General features: G+C 68.7%; 18 protein-coding genes. 7 read left to right on the forward strand and 11 right to left on the reverse strand.

The annotated features are described in order from the left end of the window. Nucleotides 1–21 precede the first annotated feature (21 nt). On the forward strand, nucleotides 22–861 hold the full coding sequence (locus HS104_14960) for an ABC transporter ATP-binding protein (GenBank protein MBE7481266.1): 840 nt from the start codon (nucleotides 22–24) through the stop codon (nucleotides 859–861). A 1-nt stretch (nucleotide 862) separates the two neighbouring features. Here HS104_14960 and HS104_14965 read toward each other — a convergent pair whose 3' ends face one another. The 4 genes from HS104_14965 to HS104_14980 all read right to left on the reverse strand — a co-directional run bounded on the left by HS104_14965 (nucleotide 863) and on the right by HS104_14980 (nucleotide 4,004). Next, on the reverse strand, nucleotides 863–2,023 hold the full coding sequence (locus HS104_14965) for a hypothetical protein (protein MBE7481267.1): 1,161 nt from the start codon (nucleotides 2,021–2,023) through the stop codon (nucleotides 863–865). 81 nt (nucleotides 2,024–2,104) lie between these two features. Beyond that, nucleotides 2,105–2,692, reverse strand: coding sequence for a biopolymer transporter ExbD (locus tag HS104_14970; protein ID MBE7481268.1), 588 nt, complete (start codon nucleotides 2,690–2,692; stop codon nucleotides 2,105–2,107). Between the two features lie 7 nt (nucleotides 2,693–2,699). Then, entirely contained in the window at nucleotides 2,700–3,260 is a 561-nt protein-coding gene (locus tag HS104_14975) for a biopolymer transporter ExbD (GenBank protein MBE7481269.1), read from the reverse strand. Nucleotides 3,261–3,344: 84 nt separating this feature from the next. Then, complete coding sequence (locus HS104_14980; GenBank protein MBE7481270.1) at nucleotides 3,345–4,004, reverse strand: MotA/TolQ/ExbB proton channel family protein; 660 nt, start codon at nucleotides 4,002–4,004, stop codon at nucleotides 3,345–3,347. A gap of 552 nt (nucleotides 4,005–4,556) precedes the next feature. Here HS104_14980 and HS104_14985 point away from each other — a divergent pair. The 5 genes from HS104_14985 to HS104_15005 all read left to right on the forward strand — a co-directional run bounded on the left by HS104_14985 (nucleotide 4,557) and on the right by HS104_15005 (nucleotide 12,132). Beyond that, on the forward strand, nucleotides 4,557–5,189 hold the full coding sequence (locus HS104_14985; GenBank protein ID MBE7481271.1) for a MotA/TolQ/ExbB proton channel family protein: 633 nt from the start codon (nucleotides 4,557–4,559) through the stop codon (nucleotides 5,187–5,189). Nucleotides 5,190–5,209: 20 nt separating this feature from the next. Then, nucleotides 5,210–5,773, forward strand: a complete 564-nt coding sequence (locus HS104_14990) for a biopolymer transporter ExbD (GenBank protein ID MBE7481272.1) — start codon at nucleotides 5,210–5,212, stop codon at nucleotides 5,771–5,773. Beyond that, nucleotides 5,770–6,387: a biopolymer transporter ExbD gene (locus HS104_14995; protein MBE7481273.1), complete on the forward strand. Its 618-nt coding sequence runs from the start codon at nucleotides 5,770–5,772 to the stop codon at nucleotides 6,385–6,387. The genes HS104_14990 and HS104_14995 overlap by 4 nt, the downstream gene beginning before the upstream one ends. 252 nt (nucleotides 6,388–6,639) lie before the next feature. Further along, nucleotides 6,640–8,769, forward strand: a complete 2,130-nt coding sequence (locus tag HS104_15000) for a sodium/proton-translocating pyrophosphatase (protein ID MBE7481274.1) — start codon at nucleotides 6,640–6,642, stop codon at nucleotides 8,767–8,769. Between the two features lie 30 nt (nucleotides 8,770–8,799). After that, complete coding sequence (locus HS104_15005; GenBank protein ID MBE7481275.1) at nucleotides 8,800–12,132, forward strand: SNF2 helicase associated domain-containing protein; 3,333 nt, start codon at nucleotides 8,800–8,802, stop codon at nucleotides 12,130–12,132. A 290-nt stretch (nucleotides 12,133–12,422) separates the two neighbouring features. Here the strand turns inward: HS104_15005 and HS104_15010 are convergent, their stop codons facing one another. Then, a complete protein-coding gene (locus tag HS104_15010) occupies nucleotides 12,423–12,800 on the reverse strand; it encodes a hypothetical protein (protein ID MBE7481276.1) in 378 nt (125 codons plus the stop codon). A gap of 204 nt (nucleotides 12,801–13,004) precedes the next feature. Between HS104_15010 and HS104_15015 the strand changes: the two genes are divergently transcribed. Further along, on the forward strand, nucleotides 13,005–14,867 hold the full coding sequence (locus tag HS104_15015; protein MBE7481277.1) for a hypothetical protein: 1,863 nt from the start codon (nucleotides 13,005–13,007) through the stop codon (nucleotides 14,865–14,867). 126 nt (nucleotides 14,868–14,993) lie between these two features. On the opposite strand, the gene HS104_15020 is transcribed toward HS104_15015, so the two are convergent. The 6 genes from HS104_15020 to mreC form a co-directional block, all read right to left on the reverse strand. Further along, nucleotides 14,994–16,373: a hypothetical protein gene (locus tag HS104_15020; GenBank protein ID MBE7481278.1), complete on the reverse strand. Its 1,380-nt coding sequence runs from the start codon at nucleotides 16,371–16,373 to the stop codon at nucleotides 14,994–14,996. Between the two features lie 5 nt (nucleotides 16,374–16,378). After that, complete coding sequence (locus HS104_15025; GenBank protein ID MBE7481279.1) at nucleotides 16,379–19,930, reverse strand: thrombospondin type 3 repeat-containing protein; 3,552 nt, start codon at nucleotides 19,928–19,930, stop codon at nucleotides 16,379–16,381. A gap of 299 nt (nucleotides 19,931–20,229) precedes the next feature. Then, nucleotides 20,230–21,351 (reverse strand): rod shape-determining protein RodA, encoded by a 1,122-nt coding sequence (gene rodA / locus HS104_15030; GenBank protein MBE7481280.1) that lies wholly within the window; start codon nucleotides 21,349–21,351, stop codon nucleotides 20,230–20,232. Further along, on the reverse strand, nucleotides 21,338–23,278 hold the full coding sequence (mrdA, locus tag HS104_15035) for a penicillin-binding protein 2 (GenBank protein MBE7481281.1): 1,941 nt from the start codon (nucleotides 23,276–23,278) through the stop codon (nucleotides 21,338–21,340). The genes rodA and mrdA overlap by 14 nt, the downstream gene beginning before the upstream one ends. Continuing rightward, nucleotides 23,275–23,802, reverse strand: coding sequence for a hypothetical protein (locus tag HS104_15040; GenBank protein MBE7481282.1), 528 nt, complete (start codon nucleotides 23,800–23,802; stop codon nucleotides 23,275–23,277). The genes mrdA and HS104_15040 overlap by 4 nt, the downstream gene beginning before the upstream one ends. Nucleotides 23,803–23,809: 7 nt before the next feature. Continuing rightward, a complete protein-coding gene (gene mreC, locus HS104_15045) occupies nucleotides 23,810–24,691 on the reverse strand; it encodes a rod shape-determining protein MreC (protein MBE7481283.1) in 882 nt (293 codons plus the stop codon). Nucleotides 24,692–24,708: the final 17 nt, after the last annotated feature.

Below are 24,708 nucleotides of genomic sequence, written 5' to 3' on the forward strand. Positions count from 1 at the left end.
CGTGGTAATGTCCCGACCCGCATGGACATCACCCTCGAAAAGGTGGAGAAGTCCTTCACGGGGCGAGATGGCAAGCACACCGCGCTGGCCGGCGTGAGCCTCGGCATCCCGAGCGGCGCGTTCGTGTGCCTGCTCGGCCCCTCCGGCTGCGGCAAGACGACGGTGCTCAATCTGATCGCCGGCTTCGAGACCCCGGACAGCGGGGAGGTCCGCGTGGACGGCAAGCGGGTCGAGGGGCCCGGTCCGGACCGGGTGGTGATGTTCCAGGATCCCGCGCTCTTCCCCTGGCTCAGCGTGGCGGAGAACGTCGCCTTCCCGCTCCAACGCCAGAAACTCAGCGCGGCTGAGCGCGCCGAGCGCGTGGACGAAGCGCTGCGCGTGGTCCATCTCTACAAGTTCAGGCACGCTCAGCCGCACGAGCTTTCCGGCGGCATGCGTGCCCGGGCCGCCATCGCCCGGGCTCTGGTGATGGAACCTCGGGTGATGCTGATGGACGAGCCGTTCGCTGCGCTCGACGCTCAGACCCGCGAGCTGCTCCAGCAGGAGCTCGAACGAGTCTGGCAGCGCACCAAGGCGACAGTCGTGTTCGTGACCCACGACAACCGTGAAGCCGTGCGCCTTGCCACGACGGTGGTGGTGATGGGCACACGCCCCGGGACGGTGAAGCTCGAGGTGGAGGTCGAACAGGACCTGCCGCGCCCGCGGGACCCTCTCGACCGGAACGTGAACCTGCTCGTCACCCGAGTGCAGCGCACCCTGCAGAGCGAGATCGAGAAGATCGCGCGCGAAGAGAGCGACGACCGCCCGGCGCCGGCCTCCCGCCGCGGGCGCGACGAGCCGGACATGGGGCGGGACATCTGAGTCAGTCCGCGCCGGCGTCTGCCGCGGCGGGAGCTGCGCCGCCGCCGTCGGACGGAGCCACCTCGGCGGCGTCGGTCTGCGCGTCGGCAACGCCGGCGTCCTCCTGTGCCGCCGCCTCGGCCGGCTTGGGAGCGAGCGCCGAGCGCGCGGCGTTGGCGAGCTCGCAGCTGTTCACCTGTCGCTGCTGCGCAAACACGGTCTCCTCTCGGGTGACCACGTTCTGCCCAACCGGGATGAAACGAGCATCGACCCGGCGGCGGAGCCGCGCGAGGAGCTCGCCGCTCTGAAGGTCCCAGATCCCGACGCGGGCGAAGTGCGGCAGCCGCTGCACTCGCTCCGCCTCGGACTCCCCGCCGTCGCTCGCCGGTAGCCCCTCGGCCGGATCCTCGTCGACCACCGCGACGAAGAAGCGGGCTCGGGTCAGGATCTCGGCCGCGATGGGCACGTCCTCCTTCGTCACCCGCTCGAGGTCGCGCTCGTAGGCCGCGATGGCGAGCTCGCTCGAGGCTTCGTGGAGCTCGTCGGTCCAGGCGCTCGACAGGATGCGCAAGGTCCGGTACGCGAGGCGCATGTTGTACGGCTCGGGTGGCGGCGCGCACACGTTCCACTCGTTGCAGAGCAGGCCCGGCGCGCAGTCCGCGGGGGACTGACACGGCGGCCCCTTGCTGGGGTCCGGGACGTTCGTGCGCCGGTAGAAGCAAGAGGTGAAGCCGTCGTGCAGCGAGCGGAGCGCGGCTTTCCGAATGGTGTTCGGGTCCTTCGCATCGGCGACGCGCAGCCGGAGATACACGCCGGGCTGCTTCTCCAGCGCCGGCAGCGAGACCTGTGCGGCCACGTGATCCGGCGCGTCGCCCTTTCCGAGGTCCTGGACCCAGGCCTCGATCTTGTCGCGGAATGGCAGGATCTTCGTGCCCAAGGACTGCGCGACGGCGCGCTGCTTGGCCATCACCGCGCCCTTCTTGCCCTCGACCTTGCCCTGTTCGACCTTGAAGAAAATGACGATGATGGCCGCGACGACGGCGCCGGCCCAGAGCCAGAACTGGGGCGGCAAGGAGCGCAGTCGGACCTTGCCGCCGACCAACGCTCGCCGGCGCTCGGCCCGAGCCTCCGTCAGCGACGGCAGGCCGCGAACGCGGTCAAGCTCGCGCTTCTTCGCCGCCATGGAACGAAACGAGCGCCGGGGCCAAAACCCCGGCGCTCCTCTCTGGTGCAGGCCCGATCGAGCTCACAGCCCGGCGGAGGCTCAGTGCCCGCCGCCCTCGCCGCCCGGACCACCCAGACGACCCACCATGAAGCTGATGTTCGGGTAACCCGCGAACGCAGCGGTCTGGAACACGCTCTTGACGACCAGCGCAGGGACCTTCTTGTCCACTTGCAGGATGGCGACGCCCGGGAACTCCTTGCCCGGGTTGATCTGCTTCCAGAGCTCCCGCTTGTTCTTCAGGATGTTGAACAGCTCGTCGATGCGCTGGAGGCGGTTCGCCTCCTCGATGGCGCGAGTGTTTCCGGCCGGCACGCCGTCGACCAGGATCTGCGTGCCGGTGATGGCCACCATGGGCGCCTCGGTCATGTCGAGCACGTTCTCGGCCTTCGGCAGCTGCACGTTCTTGTCCACGGGCAACTCGCCTGTGGCGGAGAAGCTCGCGAGCAGGAAGAGCACGATGCAGAGCAAGAAGTCGATGAACGGGATCAGCGGGATCTCGTGGTTCGAAGCGCGTTGCCCGCCGCCCAGCACCTTCTTGGTGACGAAGTGCAGCGGGATGTGGTGCAGGAGCCTGCGCCCCGGCACGCTGATCGGCTGCTCGAATCGGGAAAGGGGTTTTTCCGACATCGTTCGCTCAGTTCACCGCGAAGGTGACGTTGAAGGCAGGGATCTTCTTGACGGCGCCGCCGCCCTGCCACTCCCGCTGGGGTGAGTAGATGGCGTCGATCACCGCGATCACGTCGGAGAACTGCGTGGAGTTGTCGCAGTGCAGCACCGCTTGATCGAGCTTGTTGTCCGTGGGCGCGCGGTGGCTGCCGTTGGCGGTCCACTCTTCGGTGATCTTCTTGGCGAGGTCGGGGAACTGGGTCTCCTCACCGACCTTCACCGGCTTGCGCTCGACGTCGATGGTGTTGACGACCGTGCTGCCCTCTTTCCAGACGAGCTGGAACTTCCGCTCGCCGCGCATCTCCACGTGCAGCTGCTTTTCCTTCTGCTGCTTCTCGATTTCCTCGTCCGGCTTGGGGGGGCCGGGCACTCGGGCGTCGGCGTTGATGCGGGCCATCTGCGACCAGACGGCCGTCACCAGCAAGAACGCCACGAGGCACAAGAGGAAGTCGATGAACGGGATCAGCGGGATCTCGTGATTCGTGGCGCGGCCCTTGCCGTGTCCACCACCCACATCGATACCAGCCATGTATGCTCCTAGTTCCTAGAAAGAGAGAGAGCGCTCGAGAGCTCGGGGGAAGGCAGGGGCCCTTCCCCCGAATCGCTCAGGGGATCAGGCCGCCTGCTCCAGACCCTGCAGGCTGACCTTCTGGCGGTTCGCGACGACCAGGTTGAGCACCTGCACCGAAGCCTCGTTGATGTCGTCCTCGAGCGCCTGGGTCTTGCCGTTCAGGAAGGCGAAGCCCATGAGCGCGATGATGGCCGCGATCAGACCGAAGGCCGTGCAGTTCATCGCTTCGGAGATACCTTCCGCGAGGATGCGCGCCTTCTGGCTCGGATCGACCGACTCGCCACCGACCGCGCCGAACGCCTTGATCAGGCCGACGATCGTGCCGAAGAGGCCCGAGAGCATCGCGAGGTTGGCAAACAGGGCGAGATAGCCGGTACGCCGATTGATCTTGGGCATTTCGCGCAGGGCCGCTTCATCCATGGCGGCCTGCACTTCTTCGTCGGGACGGTTCACCTTCACGAGCCCGGACTGGACGATGCGCGCCAGGGGCGCGTTGGCAGCCGACGCCATCTTCACTGCCTTGGCGACGTCACCGGCCAAGATGCACTTCTGCATGGTGGCGAGGAACACCTCCTTGTTGATGGAGGCTCCGTAGAGATAGACGGCGCGCTCGGCGATGACGGTGATGCTGCAGATCAGCCAGAAGAGGATGATCCACATCGCCCATCCGCCGGCCTGGTAGTGGTGCCACATTTTCGACATTGCTGGTTTTACCTTCCCCTGTGCTCTCGGGATTTTGCTTGGTCGACCTAGCCCGCTCCGTGCTCACGACGGGGCAGGCGCGCCTCGAAACCGACGGCTTTGGGAGTCCTCCGCGTGCCGGCCCGATTTTGGCCACGCCATCTTGCTGAAGCTGACCCAAGACAGTCAAGAGAGTTTGGGTCATTTGGCACGTTTCGCGCACCGGTAGAAAGTTGCACGGTCCCACGAATTACCGCGCTGCGTTGAGATTGACCCGTCCGGGCGCGCTCACACCGGTAAGCGGTTAGCGAAGCGGCGCCCTCGGCGACCCCGAGTCTGACCCCGCCGCTCGGGGCGGCTTGGGAGGTCCCCCGAACGGGAGCCGCGAAAGTCGCCGGAAGGGCAAGAAAAACCCGCCAGTATCGGCAGCGTTCGCGCGCTTGCGCTCGCTCTGACGCGGCGGCTATAGTCGCCTGCGCTTCGGCGGGGCAGTGAGCGTCCGTGTGAAGTCGATTCAAGAGGTCAGGAATGCAACTCTTCGTTCTTGCAGCGCAGTCGGGTGGTTCGAGCCAGTTGGTCGAGGCTTTCAAGCACAACCCGACCTTCATGGTGCTCAACCTCATCTGTTCCGCGATCGTCCTCACGATCGTGGTCGAGAGGTTCGCCTTCCAGATGACGCGCTACCGCGTAAACTCCAAGGAGTTCTTCGCCCAGGTGAAGAAGCTCGTCACCGCGGGCAACATCGACCGCGCGATCAAGCTCTGCGAGGCCAGTGACTTCCCGATTCTCCAGCTGGTGAAGGCGGGTCTCACGATGGCCAACAAGAGCCCGGACGAGATCGACGCCTCGCTCAGCGAGAAGCTCTCCGAGCTCAAGCCCCAGGCGGAGAAGCGAGTCGGCGCGCTGTGGTCGCTCGCGAACATCGCGACCCTGATCGGCTTGCTCGGCACGGTGAGCGGCCTGATCGCGACGTTCGCCGCCATCGCGGCCCCCGGCCTGTCGCAGTCCGACAAGCAGCGCATGCTGTCCAACGGCATCGCCGAAGCCATGTACAACACCGCGCTCGGCCTCGGCATCGCGGTGTTCTGCATGATCACCCACATCATCCTGCACACGCGCGCCAAGGCGATTCAGCACGATCTCGAGGCGACCATGGAGCGCACCTTCAACCTGCTGACGATTCAGCAGCGACCGGGTCAGTTCTGAGCGCCTGAGGGCGTCGCCGGATGGAAGGACAGAGCATTTCGCTCACGGCATCTCAGCGCGGCAAGATCCGTCGCCTGAGCCAGCCTCGAGAGCTGTCGCCGGACGAAGAGGGCGGCGAGCTCAACATCGTTCCGTTCCTCGACATCATCATGAACGTGCTGATCTTCGTGCTCGCGACGATCGCCGTCACGTTCACGGCCACCATCGACACCACCCCGCCCGCGTCTCAGTCGGGCGGTGTGCGCCAGTCGGTCGAGAGCACGGCGCTCAACCTGACCATCTTCATCGTGAACGAAGGCTTCTCGCTCAAGGCCTCGGGCGGCAACATCGCGCCGGGCTGCGAAGGCGCGGGGGCCGGCATCACCATCCCGAAGAAGGGCAACCAGTACGACTTCGAGTCGTTGAACACCTGCGCCGCGCGCTTGAAGAAGGCCTCGCCGGAGTTCGACGACGAGACGCAGGTCTTCATCACGGCCAACCCGGGTACCGACTACCAGACCATCATCCAGGTCCTCGACGCGGTCCGCGCGACGCCGCAGGGTGAGTCCCTGTTCACGGACGCCAACTTCAAGGTGCCGCGGTGAGCCAGCCCAACCAGCCGTATCGCTCGCAGCCGCCCAAGGCCAAGGCCTCGGTCGTCCGCTACAAGGCCGAGCTCCGCAAGGCGGTCCGGCGGAACGCCGCCGAGCCCGAGATCAACTTCCTCAACATCACCGCGATGCTCGACATCATGACGATCATCCTGGTGTTCTTGTTGAAGAGCCTGGGCGAGTCGAGCGCGAGCATTCCCCAGAGCGACGACCTCCGGATGCCGGTGTCGAACGTCAAGACCCAGCCCTCCGAGGAGGGCGTGGTGGTCACCGTCTCCAAGACGCAGATCATGGTGGGCGACAACCGCGTCCTCACCCTGCCCAACCGCGAGAGCATGGCCCAAACCGGCGTCGGCGCCCGCTACAAGCGCAGCGGCCCGAACGACATGTACATCGTGCCGCTCGGCGAGGCGCTCAAGAGCGCTCGGCGCACCGACAAGCTGATTCGCCAGGCGAAGGGCCTCGACCCCGCCTCGTCCGAAGCCATCATCGTCGCCGACAAGACCACGCCCTACCGCCTGCTGATCGAGGTCCTGTTCACGCTCGGGCAGAGCGAGTTCGGCAAGTACCACATGATGGTGGTCCAGGGCTCGGGCAGCGGGGGCTGAGGCCGGGCGGGGAAAAACCCCGGTTGATCCCCCTCCGGACCGCGTGCTAGACCCCGGGTGAGCTGTCGCTCCTTGCGGGGGAGCGTCCCGGCAGCATTGGGCTGCCCCGGAGGCGAACCACCGCGAAGACCGGAGCCGGATGAGCCGGCTCGGACCCGATACACCGCTGGCGGCGAGGCGCCGCGCGCGGTCTCTCCCAGGCATCACGTGATTGAGCTCGGCCTGCTCATTGCCCTTCACACGAGTAGCCTCGTGTTTGCGCTGATTCTGCCGCGCTGGCTGGTCGGCGGCGACGTGCTCGGAGCAGAGCTGCATCGGCTGAGCGGAGCGCTGACGCGAGCGGCGGAGGCGTTCTTGGCCCAGGAGTTCCGGCTCACGGCGCTGGTCGTAGGCGTGCTCGGGCCGGTGGCGTTCGCGCTCTACGCGACTCTGTTGAACCCGGGAGCGGGGCTCGGGAGCCTGGAGACCGGCTTCTGGGCAGCGGTGGGGATGGCGCTGGGAGCGGCGAACGCCTGCCTGGTGGCGCGAGTGGGCACCGGGCTCGCGGTGCGAGCGAGCCTGCGCGCGCTCGCCGCCGCCCAGCACAGTCTCGACCGCGCGCTCGTCGTCTCCGTTCGCACCGGCGGCGCCATCGGCCTCTTCGTGGAGTCCGTGGGCCTGATCGCGCTAGCGTTGGTGTTCGGCCTCTTGTTCGCGATGAAAGGCGGGCTCCGCATTCCGGCGGACGAAGCAGCCGCCCTCGCACGCGCCATCGCGTTGCTCTTGCCGAGCTACGCGCTCGGAGTCGCCGCTGCGGCGCTGGTGATCCAGCGTGGGGGAGCGACCTATCACACGGCGGGTGACGTCGCGGCGGATCTCGCCGGAGAGCGCGACGCAGGGCTGGAGCACGACGACGCCAGAAATCCCGCTGTGATCGCCGATCTGGTCGGCGATCACGTCGGGAAGGCCGCGGGTCGCGCCGTCGACCTCTTGCTGACGGCCACCGCGGGCAACGTCACCGCGCTGGTGATCGGCCTCAGCGTGCTCGAGGCATCGAGAGGCCGCGGTGTCCACGGAGCGCTGGCGCTCGCGCTGTTCCCGCTGGTAGCGCGCGCGTTCGGGGTCGTCGCGAGTGCCTTCGGCGTGATGGTGGTGCGCACGGACGACCAGGGCAGCCCGACGTCGGCGCTCTGGCGCGGGCAGCTCACGACCGCCATCATCTCCCTCTCCGGCGTGCTGGGTGCAGCGCTCTGGCTGGTCGGCGAGCCCGGATACCTGGGCCTGTTCTGGTCGGGCGTGTTCGGGCTTCTGGCAGCGACCACCGCGGCCCACCTGGCGCGGTTGCAGATCGATCGCCGCGTGGGTCCGCTCAAAGAGCTGGTCGAGATGCAGCGCGTGGGAGAAGCCCCCGGCGTCACCTTTGCCCTGGCCACCGGCCTCGCCTCGGCCGCTCTGCCCATCGTCGCGCTGGGGCTGGCGACGACCGCCGCGTGGTACGTGGGCGTCTCGACCGGCATCCCGGCAGGAGGGCTGCTCGGTGCGCTGACCGCGCTGATGACGATGTCGGCGTCGGGCCCCTACCTGCTCGCTCTGGCGACCTTCGGTCCGGTCGCGGACGGAGCCCGCGGGGTGTCCGGCATGACCTCACCGCCCGAAGACGCCGAGCGACGAGCCTCGCGCCTCGACGACACCGGCTTCTCCGCCTCGACGGCTTCCCAGGCCTACTTGATCGTCACCGGCGGTTTGACGGCGGTGCTGGCGGCGAGCGCGCTGCCCGTATCGTTCGCCCGTCACGGCACGGCGCCGGCGCTGGTGGACCTGCTCTCGCCGGCGGTGGCCATGAGCGGCGCGTTGGGGCTCGGGGCCGTGCTCGCCTACGCCGGCAGCGCGGCCCGCGCCGGCACGCGCGGCGCCCGCGGCGTGGCCCAAGAGGTCGAGCGCCAGCTACGCGGCTTCCCCCGCGACAAGGGCCGCCCGAGGATCCCCGCCGATTTCACGCCGAGCTATCGCACCTGCGTCGAGCTGACCGCGCGGGCGGCCCTGCGCGAGCTCGTGCTGCCGGTCGGCCTCGCGCTCGGGACGCCCGTCGTGCTCGGAGTGGCACTCTCGGTGCTGTTCCGCTCGGTGGACCGGGCGGTGCCCGGCCAGGCTCTGGCGGCGTTCGTGCTCGTCGCGGGCTTGACCGGCATGGCCACGGCGCTTGCGGTGGACTCCACCAAGTGTGCGCTCGGCGCCGCCCGCCGAGCCGCGCGGCGCAACGCCGTGTCCGGCGGCTTCGAGTCGGCGCTCGCCGGTGACGCCGTCGCGGACGTGCTCGGCAACTCGGCGGGGCCCGCTGCCCAGCTCCTGATCAAGGCCATCGCGATCGCCGCGCTGGTCGTCGCCCCATTCTTGGCAACCTGACTAGACCCCTTTCCTTCGAGTACCAAAACCGTGTCGTCCCTAGCTGACGCTCTCTCCACGCTCTCCGATCGCGGCCTCCGGCGCTTGCTCGGCGCCCGCACCTTCTTGCGAGGTCTCGACTACGAGAAACGCAAAGTGGTCGAGGAGGTCGGCGTGAGCGAGTCCACCGCGACCGGCAGGGTGAAGGGCTCGGACCCGGAGCCCTACGAAGTGACGATTCGCCTCGGCGGCGAGGGCATCACCTCGCAGTGCACCTGCCCGGCGTTCCAGAAGACCGGCCAGCACTGCAAGCACGTCGCCGCGCTGCTGATCACGGTGCGCAACCAAGCTCGAGCGGCCCTGCCTCGGCGCGAGCCGCAGCCCGGCGGGCAGCAACAGCAGCAGCAACAGCCGCACGCCCACCTCGGCGGGCCGGCCCAGCAACAACCGCCGCCGGGCGAGAGCAAGTCCAGCCGGCGGCGCGATCGCCGCCGGCGCGCGCAGCAGCAGCAGCACGTCGTCCCGCCGGGGTTCTCTCCTCCTCCCTCGCCGGACGCCAGCGCCCGCGCCACGGGGCTCGGGGCCTGGCTCGCGCCGGAGGGCGCCACCCGCCCCCAGAACCTCGAGTTCCGCGTCCACGTTCGGCAGGGCGGACTGACGGTCACGGTGCTCGACACCGAAGCGCGTGTGCCGCTCTTGCCCAGCGTCGCGCTGAGCTGGCAGGCGCTGTCGCCCACGCCGGACCGCGGCGCGCTGCGCGTGCTCTCTCGCTTCGAGAGCGGCAATCCCCGTCACCCCGCGGTGGACATCCGCGGCGAAGACGCCGCCGAGCTCTTGCCGCTGCTCAAGGACCGCCGCGTCCTGCTCGAGCCCGCGTTGATGCAGCTCCGCTTCGGCAACGAGCCGCTCAAGCCCCGCTTCGATCTCGAGATGGTCGGCAGCGACACCATCGTCGCCAAGTGCACCTTCGAGCGTTCGGGTGACGGCCGGCGCTTCGCGCTGACCAGCGGCGGTTGGTTCGAAGGCGCTCCGGGCTGGCACATCGACACCAACGAGGGCGTCGCCCGCCCCATCGACCACCGAGTGTCACCCGCGGCGCTCAGGCGCTTGCTCAGGAGCCCCACCATCGCCGAGCCCGCCAGCGAGCTGATCGGGCTGATCGTCCAGGGCTTGCCCCGCGTCGCCGGCGAGATCGGCGCCGAGCTGCCGGATCTCTCGCAGGTGGCCGACGTGATCGACCTGACCCCGACCTTCCGCTTGCGCGCCGGCGGCGGCATCACCGAGGCGCACGTGTACCTGAAGGCCGCCTACCGGGAGCTGGAGGTCGAGGTCCGCGCCGACGGCATCTCTCCGCCGGTGATCGTGCTGCCGCCCGCCGAAGGCCAGAAGCGCGCGACCTGCATCCGCACCGACATCGCCGCCCAGCAGGACGCGGTGCAGCGCCTCTTGGATCTGGGCCTCTCCCCGGACGAGAGCGGTGAAGCGTTCATCGCCGAGGGATCCAAGGCCATCCAGTTCTGGTCGGACGGAGTCGCCGCGCTGCCGGAGGAGTGGGACCTGTACGTGCCCGAGGAGCTGGTGGGAACCACCGTCCGCAACAAGACCGTGACCATGAACGCGCGCGTCTCGAGCGGCGTCGACTGGCTCGCCGTGAAGATCGTCTACCAGAGCGACGGCGTCGGCGTGGAGCGCGACGAGCTGATCCGCTGCCTGCGCGAGGGTAAGAAATACGTCCGGCTGTCGGACAATACCTATGCGGAGATCGACCCGGACAAGGTCCAGGCGATGATCGACCGGGAGGTCGAGCTCCTGGCCGCGGCCGGAAAGAACGGCAAGCTGCCGCTCTCGCAGGCGGGACGCATCCAGGAGCTGCTCGAGCACGCCGCCGACGTCAATGTGGCGCCGGCTGCCAAGGCCTTGTTCGAGAAGCTCGCCAACATCGACGAGATCAAGGCCGCGAAGAAGCCGCGAAACCTGAAGGCCGTGTTGCGCCCCTACCAGGAGCAGGGCCTGTCGTGGCTGCGCTTCATCCACGACATCGGCTCCGGCGGCGTCTTGGCCGACGACATGGGTCTGGGCAAGACCGTCCAGACCATCGCGCTCCTGCTCTTGCTGAAGCAGGAGAAGAAGGAGCATGCGCTCCGCGCGCTGATCGTCGCGCCGACCAGCGTGGTGCCCAACTGGATGCGCGAGATCGAGCGCTTCGGCCCGGCGCTCACCACCGCGCTCTGGCACGGCGCCGGCCGCAAGGACCAGATGGACGAGCTCGAGAGCGCCAACGTCATCATCACCAGCTACGCGCTCCTGCGTCGCGACATCGACCTCTTGAAGAAGCTCGATCTCGACTACGCCATCCTGGACGAGGCCCAGAACATCAAGAACCCGTTGTCGGCCACCGCCGCCGCCGCTCGCGATCTAGGCGCCAGGCGCAGGCTGGCGCTGACCGGTACGCCCATCGAGAACCGGCTGAGCGAGATCTGGAGCATCTTCGACTTCGTGAGCCCGGGGCTGCTCGGGCCCTTGAACAAGTTCGAGGAGCGCTACGGCCGGCCCATCGATCAGGGCGACTCCAAGGCCGCCGCCCGCCTGCGCGCCAGCATTCACCCGTTCATCCTGCGCCGCACGAAGAACGAGGTCGCCAAGGACCTGCCGCCGAAGATCGAGATCGACAAGGTCGTCGATTTGGCGCCCGACCAGCGGGCCATCTACCTCCAGGTGCTGCGCGAGGTCCGCGCCCAGGTCCTGGGCGAGGTCGAGCGCCAGGGCGTCGCCAAGAGCCAGCTCCACATCCTGGCGGGCCTGACCAAGCTCAGGCAGGCCGCCTGCGATCCGCGCCTGCTCGGCCTACCGCGCGAGTTTTCCCACGACGACAGCGGCAAGTTGGCAGCCTTGCGCGAGCTGGTCGAAGAGGTCGACAGCGGCGGGCACAAGGTGCTGGTCTTCAGTCAGTTCGTCAGCATGCTGAAGCTCGTTCGCGACGCCCTCGACGAGGACAAGATTCGCTACGAGTACCTCGACGGCAGCACCGTCGACCGGGCGGAGCGCGTCGACAACTTCCAGAACGATCCGACCATCCCGGTGTTCTTGATCAGCCTGAAGGCCGGCGGCTCCGGCCTCAACCTGACCGCCGCCGACACCGTCATCCACTTCGATCCGTGGTGGAACCCAGCGGTCGAAGACCAGGCCTCCGACCGCGCGCACCGCATCGGCCAGAAGAAGGTCGTGACCATCTACCGGCTGGTGGCGGCGGGAACCATCGAGGAGAAGATCCTGCAGCTGAAGCAGAAAAAGAAGGATCTGGTCGCCGCCGTGCTGACCGAAGACAGCGGGGGCGCCAAGAAGCTGACCAAAGAAGACATCGACGATCTGTTCAAGCTGGACTGAGCTCTCCCTGGCCTCGCGGTCCACAAAACGCCAACGCGCTCGGGAGGAGCTCTCGCTCCCCGCGTGCGCGTCGTTCGCCGCCGAGGCTCAGACTCGACTTCCGCTGTCTTGACATGAGCAGATCGCGATCTGCCACTGAGGTCGAGACCGACGAGAATGCCGGCGAGGCCGGCACACTCCGTCGTCAGGTGGAGGTACTCGCCGAGCGCTTCCTGAGCGGGTCTCGACGAGTACCGCGAAGCAGGCAGGGCACCGCCGCAAGCGCGGGGCGCGATAGAGCGAAACCCGAGTCAGATGTCGCCGACGGACGGGACCTGGCAGCCGGCGCCTTGCTGGTAGTCGACACCGCAAGGACCGTTGGAGGTCACACAGCACTTCACCGCAGGCGCCGCCGGAGTCGGGCAGGTCTGCGGGTTGCAGGTGCCGCCACCGCCGGTGCCGCTGCTGCCACCGGTCGCGCTGCCGCCCATGCCGCCGCCGCCGCTGGTGGTGCCCCCGGCGCCGCCGCTCGGCATGCCGCCGCCGCCGCTGGTGCTACCACCCGCGCCGCCGCTGCTGCCGCCGGTCCCCTTGTCGGTGGTGGCGTCCTTGCCGCCGCCTGTACCGCCGAACACGCCCTCGTTGCTCTCGTCGCTCGATGCACACGACGAGGTCGTGATGAGCGGCAAACCAACGAACGCAGCGAAGCAAACTCCGATTACACGGGCGAGACTCGACCTCACGAACGGCCTCCTTGAGTGAAGCATGACCCGAAACCGCCCATACCGCCGGCCGGGCTTAAAGAAGTGTAGCTCAGAGCAGGCTGGCTCGCGAGAAATCTTCTGCGGCAGATGCCTGGCTCGGGCTCAGGTCGTGGCAGGATCCGACGCCGGATGAGCTCGGAGCCCCGTCCCGATGCGGTGCGGCACGCCTGGTCGACCCCGGCGGCGCTCGGGCTCTTGGCGGCGTTGATGGGGATTCTCGCGGCGTTTGCCGTGCCGCGCCTGACCAACCACGCGATCGGCGACATCGAGTTCACGGGCTGGTCGGGCCCGGTGGCTCGGGAGCTCTACGGAGGCCGTGCGCCCTACGTGGACTTCGTCCTGCCGATCCCGCCGGGCAGCATGGCCATTCTGGCCGGAATTCATCGCTGGGCGGGGGAGCCGCGGCTCCTGCACGAGCTCGGCTTGATCGCGGTCTGCCAGATCGCCCTCGCCTTGCTCGGCTACGCGGTCGTTCGCCCGCTGACCAGCCGCGAGAATGCCGTGCTCGTGGCCTTCGCCTCCGCGGTCATCCTGCTGCGCGGCTTCAAGGAGTGCGCCTACGACCACACGGCGGCGGTGGTCGCCTGGAGCAGCGTGGCCTTCGGAGCGCGTGCGATCCTGCACGATTCGCCCCGAGCCCGGCGCGTCGCCTGGGCAGTGTCCGGCGCACTGGCCGCGCTGACGTTGTTCTTCAAACAGAGCACGGCGTTCGGGGTGCTGCTGGGGTGGCCGCTCGCGCTCAGCTACCTGCTCTTGGTCGGCGTCCAGACGCGGGCCGGGACCGCGCGCAACGCCCTGGCCTGGGGCGCCGGCGTCGGCGTTGGGCTCGCGCTGGTGGCCGCCGGCCTGATTGCGCTCGGCAGCTCGCCGGCGGCGTTCTACCAGGCGGCCATCGCCGACGGCCCCGCGCTCAAGGGCGGCAGCCGCGCGGTGAGCTCGAACCTGGGGCACTACCTGCTCGCCTCGCCCATCTACCCCGCGTCTTTGTTGCTGACCGCCGTCGCCGCCGGCGTCGTCGTTCGCCTCTCGCGCATGCCCGGCGGTTTGCACCTGGGAGACACAGATCCGGCAGCGCCGCCCAGCTCGCGCCGCACCGCGGTCATCGCAGCGCTCGCGCTCTTGGCCTTCGGCACGGCCACGTTCCTGGTCGCGCTGCGCGCTCGCGCCCTGCCCGAGCAGCTCGCCTACTGGACCGACCGGCTGCGCTTCGTCCCCGGCTTCGGTCTGCTCTTGGCGTGCTTGGCGTGTCTGGCTCACCTGACGCGCGCCCGAGGCGCCGATGGCGCAGCGCTCGAGAGCTGGCGGCGCGGGCACGCCTGGAACGCGCTGTTCGCCCTCACGCTCTCGATCTCGCTGGCGCACAACCTGTCCTCGCCGGAGTTCCGGCCGTTCTACGACCCGAACCCCATCATCCCAGTCGCCTTCGCTTTCCTGTTCGTGGCCTTCGACAAGGCCGCGCTGCCCCGCGCCAAGCTCGCGCTCTTCGCGCTGGCCCTCGGCGCGCTCTTCTCGCCGCGCTTCGACCGCGTGCTCGGCGCCCAGATCGCCATCGGGCGCCATGGCAACTGGGGCGGCCTTTACGTCAGCGAGGGCGCCATGCCCATCGTGAACGCCGCGCTCCGGGTGCGAGAGTTGGCGGGCGAGCACGAGACGGTGCTGGTGTTGCCGGAGGATCTGCAGATCGCCGCGCTGATCGGCCGCCCGCGCCCGCCGCTCCGAGGTGCGGTGGTGTTCGTGGACCAATACGCGCCACGCCTGGTCGACGGAGATCTGAGAGCGCTCGAGCAGAACCTGCCGAAGGTCGTGGTCATCCGCCCCGCGGAGCGCGACCTCTGGGCCATCGTGTTCGCGCACTGGAACGCCAACAGCGGCGCCCGCAGAGTCGTCGATCGCTTCCTGGACGACTGGCTCCCCAAGCACTACCGCCGGGACTCGAGCTACGTGACCCGCTACGGCAACCGGGACGGCACGCTGGAGATCTGGGTTCGCTAGCCCTGAGCCGCCTTCCGCCGCAGCCCCCGCCGCAGCCGAAACCGCCTTCGCTCAAACGCGCAGTTGCGCCGTGGCTGTCGAGAAGTGCCGGGGGCCCGCGCCGCGCTTTGGCGTGATCATCTCCAGTCACGGCGCAGGATAGCGCACCAGGTACGCCGAGGGGCCGGTGTTCGGCTTGGCGGCGGCGATGTAGACGTGGTCGCGGGAGATGCCGAGGAGGGCCTTCACCTCGTGGTCCGCGGGGAGCACGTGCGAGGCGTTTGCGGCGTTCTCCAAGTTCCAGACCAGGACTTCCTGCTTGCCGAAGGTTGGACTGAAGGCCGGGAACGCGAATCGCCCCCAGCCGCCGGCGCGCGCCATCCCATAGCTCGTCAGCGAGACGCTGGCGATCTTCTTGGGTGCGAGTTGTTGCGGGTTCTCCGAGTACGGGGTGCTCCACAGCTCGACCGAGCCGTAGACATTCTCTTGAATGCGGTTCACGCCGCGGAAGAACCCGACCTGGCTGTTCGCGAACGCTGGGGATCCGTAGTCATCGCTTGACGCTGAGGGCTTCAGATAGGTCTGGGGCGCGGTCATCCCGTCTGAGTAAGCGATGACTCGCTGCGGAAGTCCCGCCTCTTGCGCCTGATACTCGTCAAACAGGAACTGAGACCCCGTCGAGACGGGGTCCCCATAGTCCAGGGCGTATCCGGGCTGCTCGGCCTTCGCGAACATCACGAAGTCCGAGCCGTCCACGGCCGAAACGGTGCTGAAGCGATCCACAGGCACCCACCACCAGAGCCAGCGCTTGGAGCCGAGGGGGGTGCGCTGGGGAACGCCAAAGGGCTGCGACTGCAGAGCGAATACGGTGACACTCTCGGGATTGCTACCCACGTCCGCCAAGATGCCCGCGCGGGTGTCCATTCCCAGCGGGCCGGTCATGACAGCGAGCCGGCTCCCCCAAAGTGAGCCCGTCCAGAAGTGGCAGAGGTCGGCTGCGAGCGAGCCGCGGATCCCATCGAGCGCTACCCCATCGCCGGAGGCGAAGATCACCGAGTGCTTCGAGGACTCCAGAGCCAACCCAATGCGCACGACGCTCCCGTCGTCGTGCACGCTGCTACCGGGAGTGAAGGCCGCATCACTCCCCAGGAGCTTCGGATTGAACACCGCCTCCTGACAGTCGCTCGCCCAGGAGCACGTCTTCCACACCCAGGCCTTCAGCTCCGTCGGGTTGGCGAGACGCTCGATGGGGCACCCCGCGGCAACCTGCCCTGTCGATTCCCACTTCGGCTCCGCGCCCCAGTCGACCCCGCCGTCGGAGGCCGCGCCACCGCCAGCTCCACCCACGCTGCCGCCAGCCCCGCCCGAGGTCCCGCCGCCGCTCGGCGACGTTCCCGCGCCGCCGCCTGCTCCTCCCGCGTCACTCCCACCGTCGCTCGCCGCCGAGTCCGAGTCGGTCCCGCACGCGACCCACGCCGTCGCGGCGAGCGCGATCGCGAAGACCCCGGCGCCCAGCGCTCGTCGCATGGCGCTCACAGGCAGTCGGGCACGCCCGCCTTCGGTCCGGCGCCCTTCTTCTTCGGAGCGAAGTAGACGTCCTCCGCCGCGACGAAGGTGTTCTGCACCTTCCCGCCGGGCTGCGACATCGGCAGCGTCAGGCCGCGCCGGGTGAGCGTCGGCTCGAGCGCGAGGCGCCCTGCACGGAAGACTCCGCCCACCAGGAACAGGTGGTGCTCGCCCGGCCGCAGCACGACCGCCGCGGTACGGTCGAGCTTGGTCGAGCTGCCCGCGAGCAACAGCTCTCCGTCCGGCGCGTTCGAGAGCTCGACGCGCGTCGCGTGACCGGCGCGCGGGAAGAGCCCCATCACCTTCGAGCGGAGGGTGTCGAGGTCGAGCCGGACGATCCGCGCGAGCCCCGGGCCGGACCCCGCATCCACGAACCACAGGCTCCGCGTCTCCGGCTGGTACGTGGCGGCGAGCACCAGCCGCGGCGCCGTGCCGCTGATGGGGAGCCGCATCCACTCCCGGCTCTCGATGCCGTAGCGCCAGACGTCGCCGGCTTGCGCGCCGTCGCTGGCGAGCTTGCCGCCCAGCACGAAGACCGCGTGCTCGCGAGCGCTGAGCGCCGCCCCGAAGTCGCTGCGCGGGGCTGGCCCCGGTGAGTCGGGCGGCTCCGCGACAGCCGCGTTGAGGAGGTCGTCGGTGGCGCGGCGCCCGACCGGCTGCACCAGCCCGGCGACCTGCGCCAGCGCCGAGCGCACCGCGGAGCCGTCGGGCGAGAGACCGACCAGACCGACCATGCCGCTGCGCAGCCAGCCGCCGCGCTCCGCCGCCTGGAGCCAGCGCACGTCGGGCTCGAGCAGCGCGCCGAGCGCCGCGCTCGAGAACGACGCGGTCAGATCCGTGCTCTGGGTCAGGCCCTGCGCGCCCACGACCGACTGCGTCGGATCGATGAGCAGGTTCTGGATGTCCATCGACGTGGCGCAGTGCGGGCACGGGTCGCTCTGGCACCAGAAGCACGCGACGAGCGCGGCGCCCTTCACGTTCAGGTCCAGGGTCTTTCCGTAGAAGTTCGACTCGTAGTGGTTCGAGTGGCTCCGGAACACCGCCGGCGACGCCGGTGACATCTGAGGCACGTCGCGCACCGCCGTCCAGAGCACGCCGAGCTTGCCGACGTTGATCCCGAAGCCCTCGACCGCGGTGCTCCCGAGGTCCCAGCTCACCAGCCTCGGCGCCGTGCCGAAGGTCGCGAGCTGGTCGGACGGCGCAGCAGCGAGCCCGGGCTGCGGCTCCTCGGTGACGAGACCCGAAAACGCGGCGCCCGGGGTGAAGTAGCCCGGCGGTGGGGACGCCGGGAGCGAGCCCGGGTTCGGTGGGGCCGGCGCGATGTCCGGCAGCAACCAAGCAGTCGATTGCCCGTACTCACCTGCCTCGAGCGGACACTGCAGCTCGCAGTCCTTCACGGTGCCGACGAGTTTTCCATCCACCTTGCACGGGCAGAACCTCACCCCGACGGTCGCCTCCGGCGTCCCGGTGTACAGCGAGCTGAACGGCGCCTGGCTCGCGGGCTGCTTCTTGGTCGGCGCGACGCTGTTCGGCAGCAGGTGGGGCTGGAGCGACAGCGTCAGCCAGAGGTCCTGGCTGGTGCTGGTGAAGATGGACGCCTTCTCGAACGTCCGCGTGCACGGGTTCGGGTCGCAGGCGTCGCCGACGTAGGGGTAGGGCTCGCCGCGGGCGATCTCGAGGTCCAGGTTGCAGTTCGCCTGGTTGTTGACGCCGCCGTAGTCGCTCTTGGCGTTGAACACGCTCGGGCAGCTGTCGCACGCGTCGCCGAGGCCGTCGCCGTCCGCGTCCGCGAACTTGTTGCAGTGGCGGTGGCCGAGCGCGACGCCGCCGCCAGGCTGGGGCAAGAGCTTCGCGGGGCTGCACTGGCTGTCGGCGAGCCCGGTCTTGGCGACGCACTGCGCGTCCGAGAGGCACTGCATCGCGAAGATCTCGTTCCTGTCCGCGCCGTGGTCCTCGTTCGGGTACGGGCCGAGATCTCCCTTCAGCCCGGCGCAGTTGTCGCAGACGTTCCCCGCCCCGTCGCCGTCGTCGTCGGCCTGGTCCGGGTTGTGCTGCGTCCGGCAGTTGTCGCAGGAGTCCGCGTAGAGGTCGCCGTCGAAGTCTCTGCCCCAGGAGCATCGGCCCACGAAGCCGGCGCACGCATTCGGCAGCGTCAGGCCGTTGAAGACGGTCGTCCCGATCTGGACGCACCGGTTCATCTTCGGGTACGCCTGCGGGTTGCCCGGATTGCAGTCGACGTCCGTGTCGCAGCAGACGAAGTCGCTCTCGCCGCGCACGTCGCTGTGTGGGCACTTGTCGCAGGCGTCGCCGACGCCGTCGAAGTCCGAGTCCCCCTGCTTCAGCGTGAGCGGGTCCCTCGGGTTGGGCATCGTCGGGCAGTCGTCGCAGGCGTCGGGCACACCGTCTTGGTCCTCGTCGGGACCCGTCGTCACCACTCCCGTCGCCTTGTAGCTCGCGTCCGGAACGAACGGGCAAGGGTCGCAGCCGTCAGGGATCTGATCTCCGTCGGTGTCCAGGTCGGCGAGGGCGGCGGGCGCATCGGGTCCACAGGTGCCGTGGTAGTGACCAGCGGAGTCCGTCAGCAGCGGCTGCAGGAAGCCGACCGCGCCGGCGGTGTCGGTGGGAGTCCAGACGTCTTCCATCGTGAGCTGGCAGAAGTAACCGCACACCGGCGGGATGTCCAAGCTGCAGGTCCAGTTGCAGGACAGCGGCGACAGCTCGAAGGCAGAGTTGATCCCGCAGAGCTTCGAGCCCTGGAACATAGGTCCGCCAGAGTCCCCGGGCTCGATCAGCCGGACTTCGCTCGAGCCGAGGAGCGCCTGGACGGCATCGGAGAAGCCAAGAGCCTCCGGCAAGAGTCCGCCGATCACGTCCGTCAGATCGAACTCCGCCCGGTAGGTGTGGCCCGAGATCGGGGAAGTGGATCTGAACACGCTCGTGGTCGCGGCCTGGCGGGTTCGGTAGCTCTGCGCGCCATCCCAGAACCAGGCGCCGTACCCGACGAAGCGCCCGCTGAACGACGAGCTGCAGGCGTGAGTGGTGCCGTCGGGATCGAATGGAAGCTGCGCCGGCGTCACCGACGAGAGCTTCACGCGCTGGTCCAAGGGGATCACCGCGAGGTCCCTGTCGGACATCCACGGAAGCGCGAAATTCATCGGACTGGAGGTCTCCCACGCTCGGGGGACGAACATGGGCTGCCCAGGCGTCGGCGTGTACGACGCGAGGTCACCGACCTTGGGAGAGCCTTCGAAGTCACCGACCGGGAACTGCGCCTCGTTCCTGATCTTGATCGGACTGCCGGGAAGGTAGCCGAAGTCGTTCGAGGCGAAGATGAACTCGAAACCGCTCTGCTCCCCGTTCAGGCAGTGCGCCGCGAGGACCACCCGGGTCGGGGTCGCGAGCACGCCCGAGCAGAGGGTCACGGTTCCTTTGGTGTTCGCGAAGGAGACGTGCACGACGTGCTTGTCGCTAGGCGCCGCACTGCCGTTGGTGACTGCACGCGCTCCAGGCGCGATCACGATGCCAGTCAGGCAGAGCAGCCCTGCAAGTGCTGCGTGCTGCGTGCTGCGTGCTGCGTGCTGCGTGCTGCGTGCTGCGTGCTGCGTGCTGCGTGCTGCGTGCTGCGTGCTGCGTGCTGCGTGCTGCGTGCTGCGTGAGCATGAGCCGACCCTCCCTTTGGTGCGTTCGAAGCTATCGGGTCGCGTGCGCGCCCGTCAACCTGGTCATGCCCGCAGGTCCGCGCGTGTGCGCGCTGGTGCGACATGACGTTGCGTCATGTTCGGATCGGGGACCGAGCTCGGACGCCCTCGCCGCAAACCTACCGCCGCATCGACACGCTCATCAGCAATCCCAGGCCGATCAGCATCGTGACCACGCTCGAGCCGCCATACGAGAACAACGGCAGCGTGATGCCCACCACGGGCAGGAGGCCGACGGCCATGCCGACGTTGAAGATGGTGTGCCAGAAGAACATCGCCCCCACCCCGACCGCCACCGCGGCGCCGAAGCGATCCTTCGACTGCGAAGCGACGTGCACCGCCCAGATGCAGATGAAGCAATAAGTGGCCAGCAGCGTCACCGAGCCGAGGAGGCCCCAGTCCTCTGCGAACACGGCGAAGGGGAAGTCCGAGTACTGATCGGGCACGAACCCGAACTGGTTCTGCGTGCCCTGCATGAAGCCTTCGCCGCTGAGCCCGCCGTTGCCGATGGCGGTGCGCGACTGAAAGGCGTGCCAGCCGATGCCCGTCTTGTCGTGCTCGGGGTCCAGGAAGCTGGTGATGCGGTTCTTCTGGTAGTCTCGGAGCACGTATTTCCAGGACAGCGGAATCGCAGCGGCCGCCGCCACCACCAGGGTCACGACGCTCTGCGCCCGGACCTTGGTCATCGCCAGCATGCTGCCGGCGGTGAGCAGGTAGATGAGCGACGTGCCGAGATCCGGCTGGGCCATCACCAAGACCACGGGGAGGCCCACCAGCCCAGCCGCCGGAGCCAGATCGAGCAGCGTGCGCGGCTCGGTCTTCGGGTCGTCGTGCAGGTACTTCGCGACCACCAAGATGATCAGGATCTTGATGAACTCGCTGGGCTGAAAGTTGAAGCTCCCGATCTGGATCCAGCGCGAGGAGCCACGGATGTCCGCGCCCAGCACGAAGACCAGGCCCAGGGAGACGATGCCCCCGACGTAGAAGAAGTAGGCGAGTCGCTCGAAGTGCCGGTAGTCGATCGCCGCGACCAGCATCGCGAGCAGGCCGCCCACCACGAACCAGTACACTTGCGAGACGTAGACGTCGGCGAGCGCCGCACGCCGGCCCGCGTCCACGTACACGCTGGTGGCGCTGTAGAGGTTCACCACTCCCAGCGTCGCGACCGCGACGATGGCGAGCAAGAGCGGCATGTCGATCTGCGTGCCGCCGCGGAACGAGATGCGGTCACCGCGTGCCATCCCCCGCTCCCTTCTTGGGCGGCTGACGGCGCGCCGAAGCCCGAGCGCTCGCGCGCTTCTCCTCGAGCTTCTGCCAGTCGCGGACCAGGCGAGAGCCGATCGGCACGGCGTTCTTGCCGCCGGCGCCGCCGTGCTCCACCAGCACGACGAAGGCGATCTCCGGAGAGCGCGCGGGCGCGTAGCCGGCGAACCAGGCGTGGTCGCGGTTGAAGTACCAGACCTTGTCCGGGTCCACGCCGCGGGGCGTGACGTGGCTGACCTGCGCGGTGCCGGTCTTGCCGGCCATGTCGGTGCCAGCAATCGTCTCGTGGAACGCCGTACCTTCGCGCTCGACCACGACGCCGGCGAGCCCGGCCTTCACGTGGCTCAGGTGGTTGTCGCTGACGCCGACCATGCGCCGCACCCGGGGCGGAAACTCCTGCACCACCGTGCCGTCGCTGGTCTCGATGCTGCGCACCACCTGTGGCTGGTAGAGCGTGCCGCCGTTCGCCAGCGCGCCGTAGGCCAGGGCGAGCTGCAGCGCGGTGACGGTGGCGGCACCCTGGCCGATGGCGGCGAGCAGGGTGAAGCCGCCGCGGAACGCCCCCTTGTAGCGCCGCGTGTACCAGGCGCGGGTGGGCATGCGCCCGCGCGCCTCGGGGTTCACGCCGATGCCGGTCTTCACGCCGAAGCCGAAGTCGAGGCCGATCTTGGCCAGCCGGTCGATGTGGATGCTCTCGCCCAGGTGATAGAAGTACGTGTTGCACGAGCGCACGATGGCCTGGTGCAGGTTCACCGTCCCGTGTACTCCGGTGCAGCGGAAGAAGCGCCGCCCGTACTCGTAGCCACCCCGACACTGGACGCGCGTGTTCGGATTGATCAAGCCGTCCGCCAGCGACGCCAGGGCCGCGAATGGCTTGTAGGTGGAGCCGGGGGGATAGGCTGCCGAGATGGTCTTGTCGAGCGTCGGCCTGAGCGGATCGGCGTAGAGGCGCCGGAAGCTGTCCCGCACCGGCTGCATGCCGCTGCCGCCGGACACGATGTTCGGGTCGAAGCTCGGCTTGGACACCGCGGCGAGCAGGCGCCCGGTCCGCACGTCCACTACCACCACGGCGCCGGCGAGCTGGCCGCGCATGGCCTTCTCGATGGAGCGCTCGAGCTCGATGTCCACCGTGAGCGACACGTCGCGCCCGGGCACCGGCTCCAGGCGCCGCGGCTCCTCCAGGTACTTCGGCTCGAGATCCTCCCGCGCCGCGCGCTTGTTGATGCCGCGCAAGACCTTGCGCCAGCCGCGCTGACCGCGCAGATAGCTCTCCCAGCGCCGCTCGACCCCGACGGCGCCGAGCTGGTCGCCGGCGCGGTAACCGCGGCCCTCGTAGCGCGCGAGCGTGTCGGGGTCGATCTCGCGCATGTAGCCGAACAGGTGAGCGCCGAGCTCGCCGTTCGGGTAATAGCGCACCGGAACCGGGACCACTTCGACGCCGCGCAACGAGTCCTCGTGAGTCTCGAGCGCCGCGACCACGTCCCGGTCCACGTCCACGCGCAGCAGGGTCTGCTGCGACGGGCGCGTCCCGCCCGCCGCCCGTGCATCCATGAGCTTCTTGGTCAGCTCCTCCTTCTCGCCGTCGTCCAGGCCCATCAGCTGCACCACGCGCGGCCAGGTCTTCTCCATGTCGACCTGCTCGGGGACGGCGTACACGTTGTAGCTCGGTCGGTTGGCCGCCAGCACCTTGCCGTAGGCATCGCGGATCACGCCGCGGGTAGTGGCCAGGGACAGCTCACCGATGATGTTCTTGCGGGCCTGGGCTCGGTGCAGATCCCCTTCGAGCACCTGCAGCTGCACCAGACGTCCGAACAGGATCACGAATCCGCCCAGGATCACCAGCACCATCCAGCGATAGCGGCGCCTGAACTCGCCGACGTCGGAGCGCTGGACGAGGATGCTCACCTCGCCGTTCCTTCGGTGCCGCCGTGGACGGGCTGGGTGCTCTGGTGGAGCCGCTGCGCGATGTGGAACACGATCGGCGCGAACAACGCCGTCGCCACCGCCCGCGGCAACACCAGCCGTCCGATCTCGAGCGGGCGCCGCGTGTCGGAGCCGAACACGGCGAGCAAGATCAGCACCATCGCTGCCTCGATCAGCGCGAATACGAAGCCCAGGGACATGCGCGTGATGAAGGTCTGCGCCGTCAGCCGCACGCCAGCGACCCGCGAGAGCCACCAGACGGCGACGGTCACGAACGTGAACAACCACATCGGCGCCGACGCGACCACGTCCAGGAAGTAGCCGAGCCCGAACGCCAGGAGCGCGCCGCGCGCCATCGAGGGCTCGTGTACGCCGAGGAAGATCACCAGGGGCAGCACCAGGCTCGGCGTCGCTCCGTTGATGTCGAGCCAGCCGAGCAGGCGGTACATGTTCGCCTGGATCAGGATCAGGACGATGCCTATGGCGAGGAAGGCGGCGTTGCGCATGGCCGCATCAGAGCTTGGCCCTCGGGCGGCGCTGAGCTCCGCCGCCCTTGGCCTCGCAGTCCTTCGAGTCGGAGAGCACGACCAGCACCTCTTCGAGGCGCGAGAAGTCGACCGTCGGTTCGGCCTCCACCGTCTGGTACATGCCGAAATCGCGCTTGATGACCTTGTTGACCCGCGCCACGGGCACGCCCTTCGGGAATCGACAGCCGACACCGCTGGTCAAGAGCACGTCGCCCACGTCGACCTCGTCGCTGCGCTGCACGTATTCGACGCGGACGCCGTAGCGACTTCGATCCCCGACCCCGCGCACGAAACCCCGGGCGCCGGTCCGCTCCACGACGACGTCGACGCCGAACCCGGCGTCGACGGTCAGCTCCACGTCCACCTTGTCACCGGCGACCCGGAGCACGGTGCCGACCGTACCGTCGAACGACAGCACGGGCATGCCCGGCTTGACCTGGACGCCCGGGTTGTCCAGCGTGACGTGCGCGACGCGGAAGAACTCCGTGGTGTCCTTGCCGATGACCACGGCGCTGACGGTCTCGGCGCTGATGGTCTCGCGCAGGTTGAGCAGCCGGCGCATCCGGACGTTCTCCGCCTCGGCGCTCTTGAGCTCGCGGACTTCGGCCCTGAGGCGCGCGTTCTCGTAGGCGAGCTTGTCGTTGTCCTTCTTGACGTCGACCAGGTAGACGTAGTCCCCGAACAGCGACGAGATGCCGCGCGCGAGCGCCGCCGAGACGTACTCGAGGGGCGCCGCCACGCGCATGATGGTGCGGTCCACGACGCTCATCTCCTCGGGCCGCCGGATGCTGGCGCGGAGAAAGAAGAACGGCACCGCCAAGAGCAGCACCACGATGATGATGTCGCGGTAGCGGCGGAACGAGCTCACGCGGGACTCCTCACCTC

It is taken from the genome of Polyangiaceae bacterium (genome assembly GCA_015075635.1).
Classification (GTDB): Bacteria; Myxococcota_A; Polyangia; order Polyangiales; family Polyangiaceae; genus JADJKB01.

Bases quoted from the DNA above. Each gene is read 5' to 3' on its own strand.
- HS104_14960 (MBE7481266.1), top strand. From the start codon at position 22: ATGGACATCACCCTCGAAAAGGTGGAGAAGTCCTTCACGGGGCGAGAT.
- HS104_14965 (MBE7481267.1), bottom strand. From the start codon at position 2,023: ATGGCGGCGAAGAAGCGCGAGCTTGACCGCGTTCGCGGCCTGCCGTCG.
- HS104_14970 (MBE7481268.1), bottom strand. From the start codon at position 2,692: ATGTCGGAAAAACCCCTTTCCCGATTCGAGCAGCCGATCAGCGTGCCG.
- HS104_14975 (MBE7481269.1), bottom strand. From the start codon at position 3,260: ATGGCTGGTATCGATGTGGGTGGTGGACACGGCAAGGGCCGCGCCACG.
- HS104_14980 (MBE7481270.1), bottom strand. From the start codon at position 4,004: ATGTCGAAAATGTGGCACCACTACCAGGCCGGCGGATGGGCGATGTGG.
- HS104_14990 (MBE7481272.1), top strand. From the start codon at position 5,210: ATGGAAGGACAGAGCATTTCGCTCACGGCATCTCAGCGCGGCAAGATC.
- HS104_15015 (MBE7481277.1), top strand. From the start codon at position 13,005: ATGAGCTCGGAGCCCCGTCCCGATGCGGTGCGGCACGCCTGGTCGACC.
- HS104_15020 (MBE7481278.1), bottom strand. From the start codon at position 16,373: ATGCGACGAGCGCTGGGCGCCGGGGTCTTCGCGATCGCGCTCGCCGCG.
- rodA (MBE7481280.1), bottom strand. From the start codon at position 21,351: ATGGCACGCGGTGACCGCATCTCGTTCCGCGGCGGCACGCAGATCGAC.
- HS104_15040 (MBE7481282.1), bottom strand. From the start codon at position 23,802: ATGCGCAACGCCGCCTTCCTCGCCATAGGCATCGTCCTGATCCTGATC.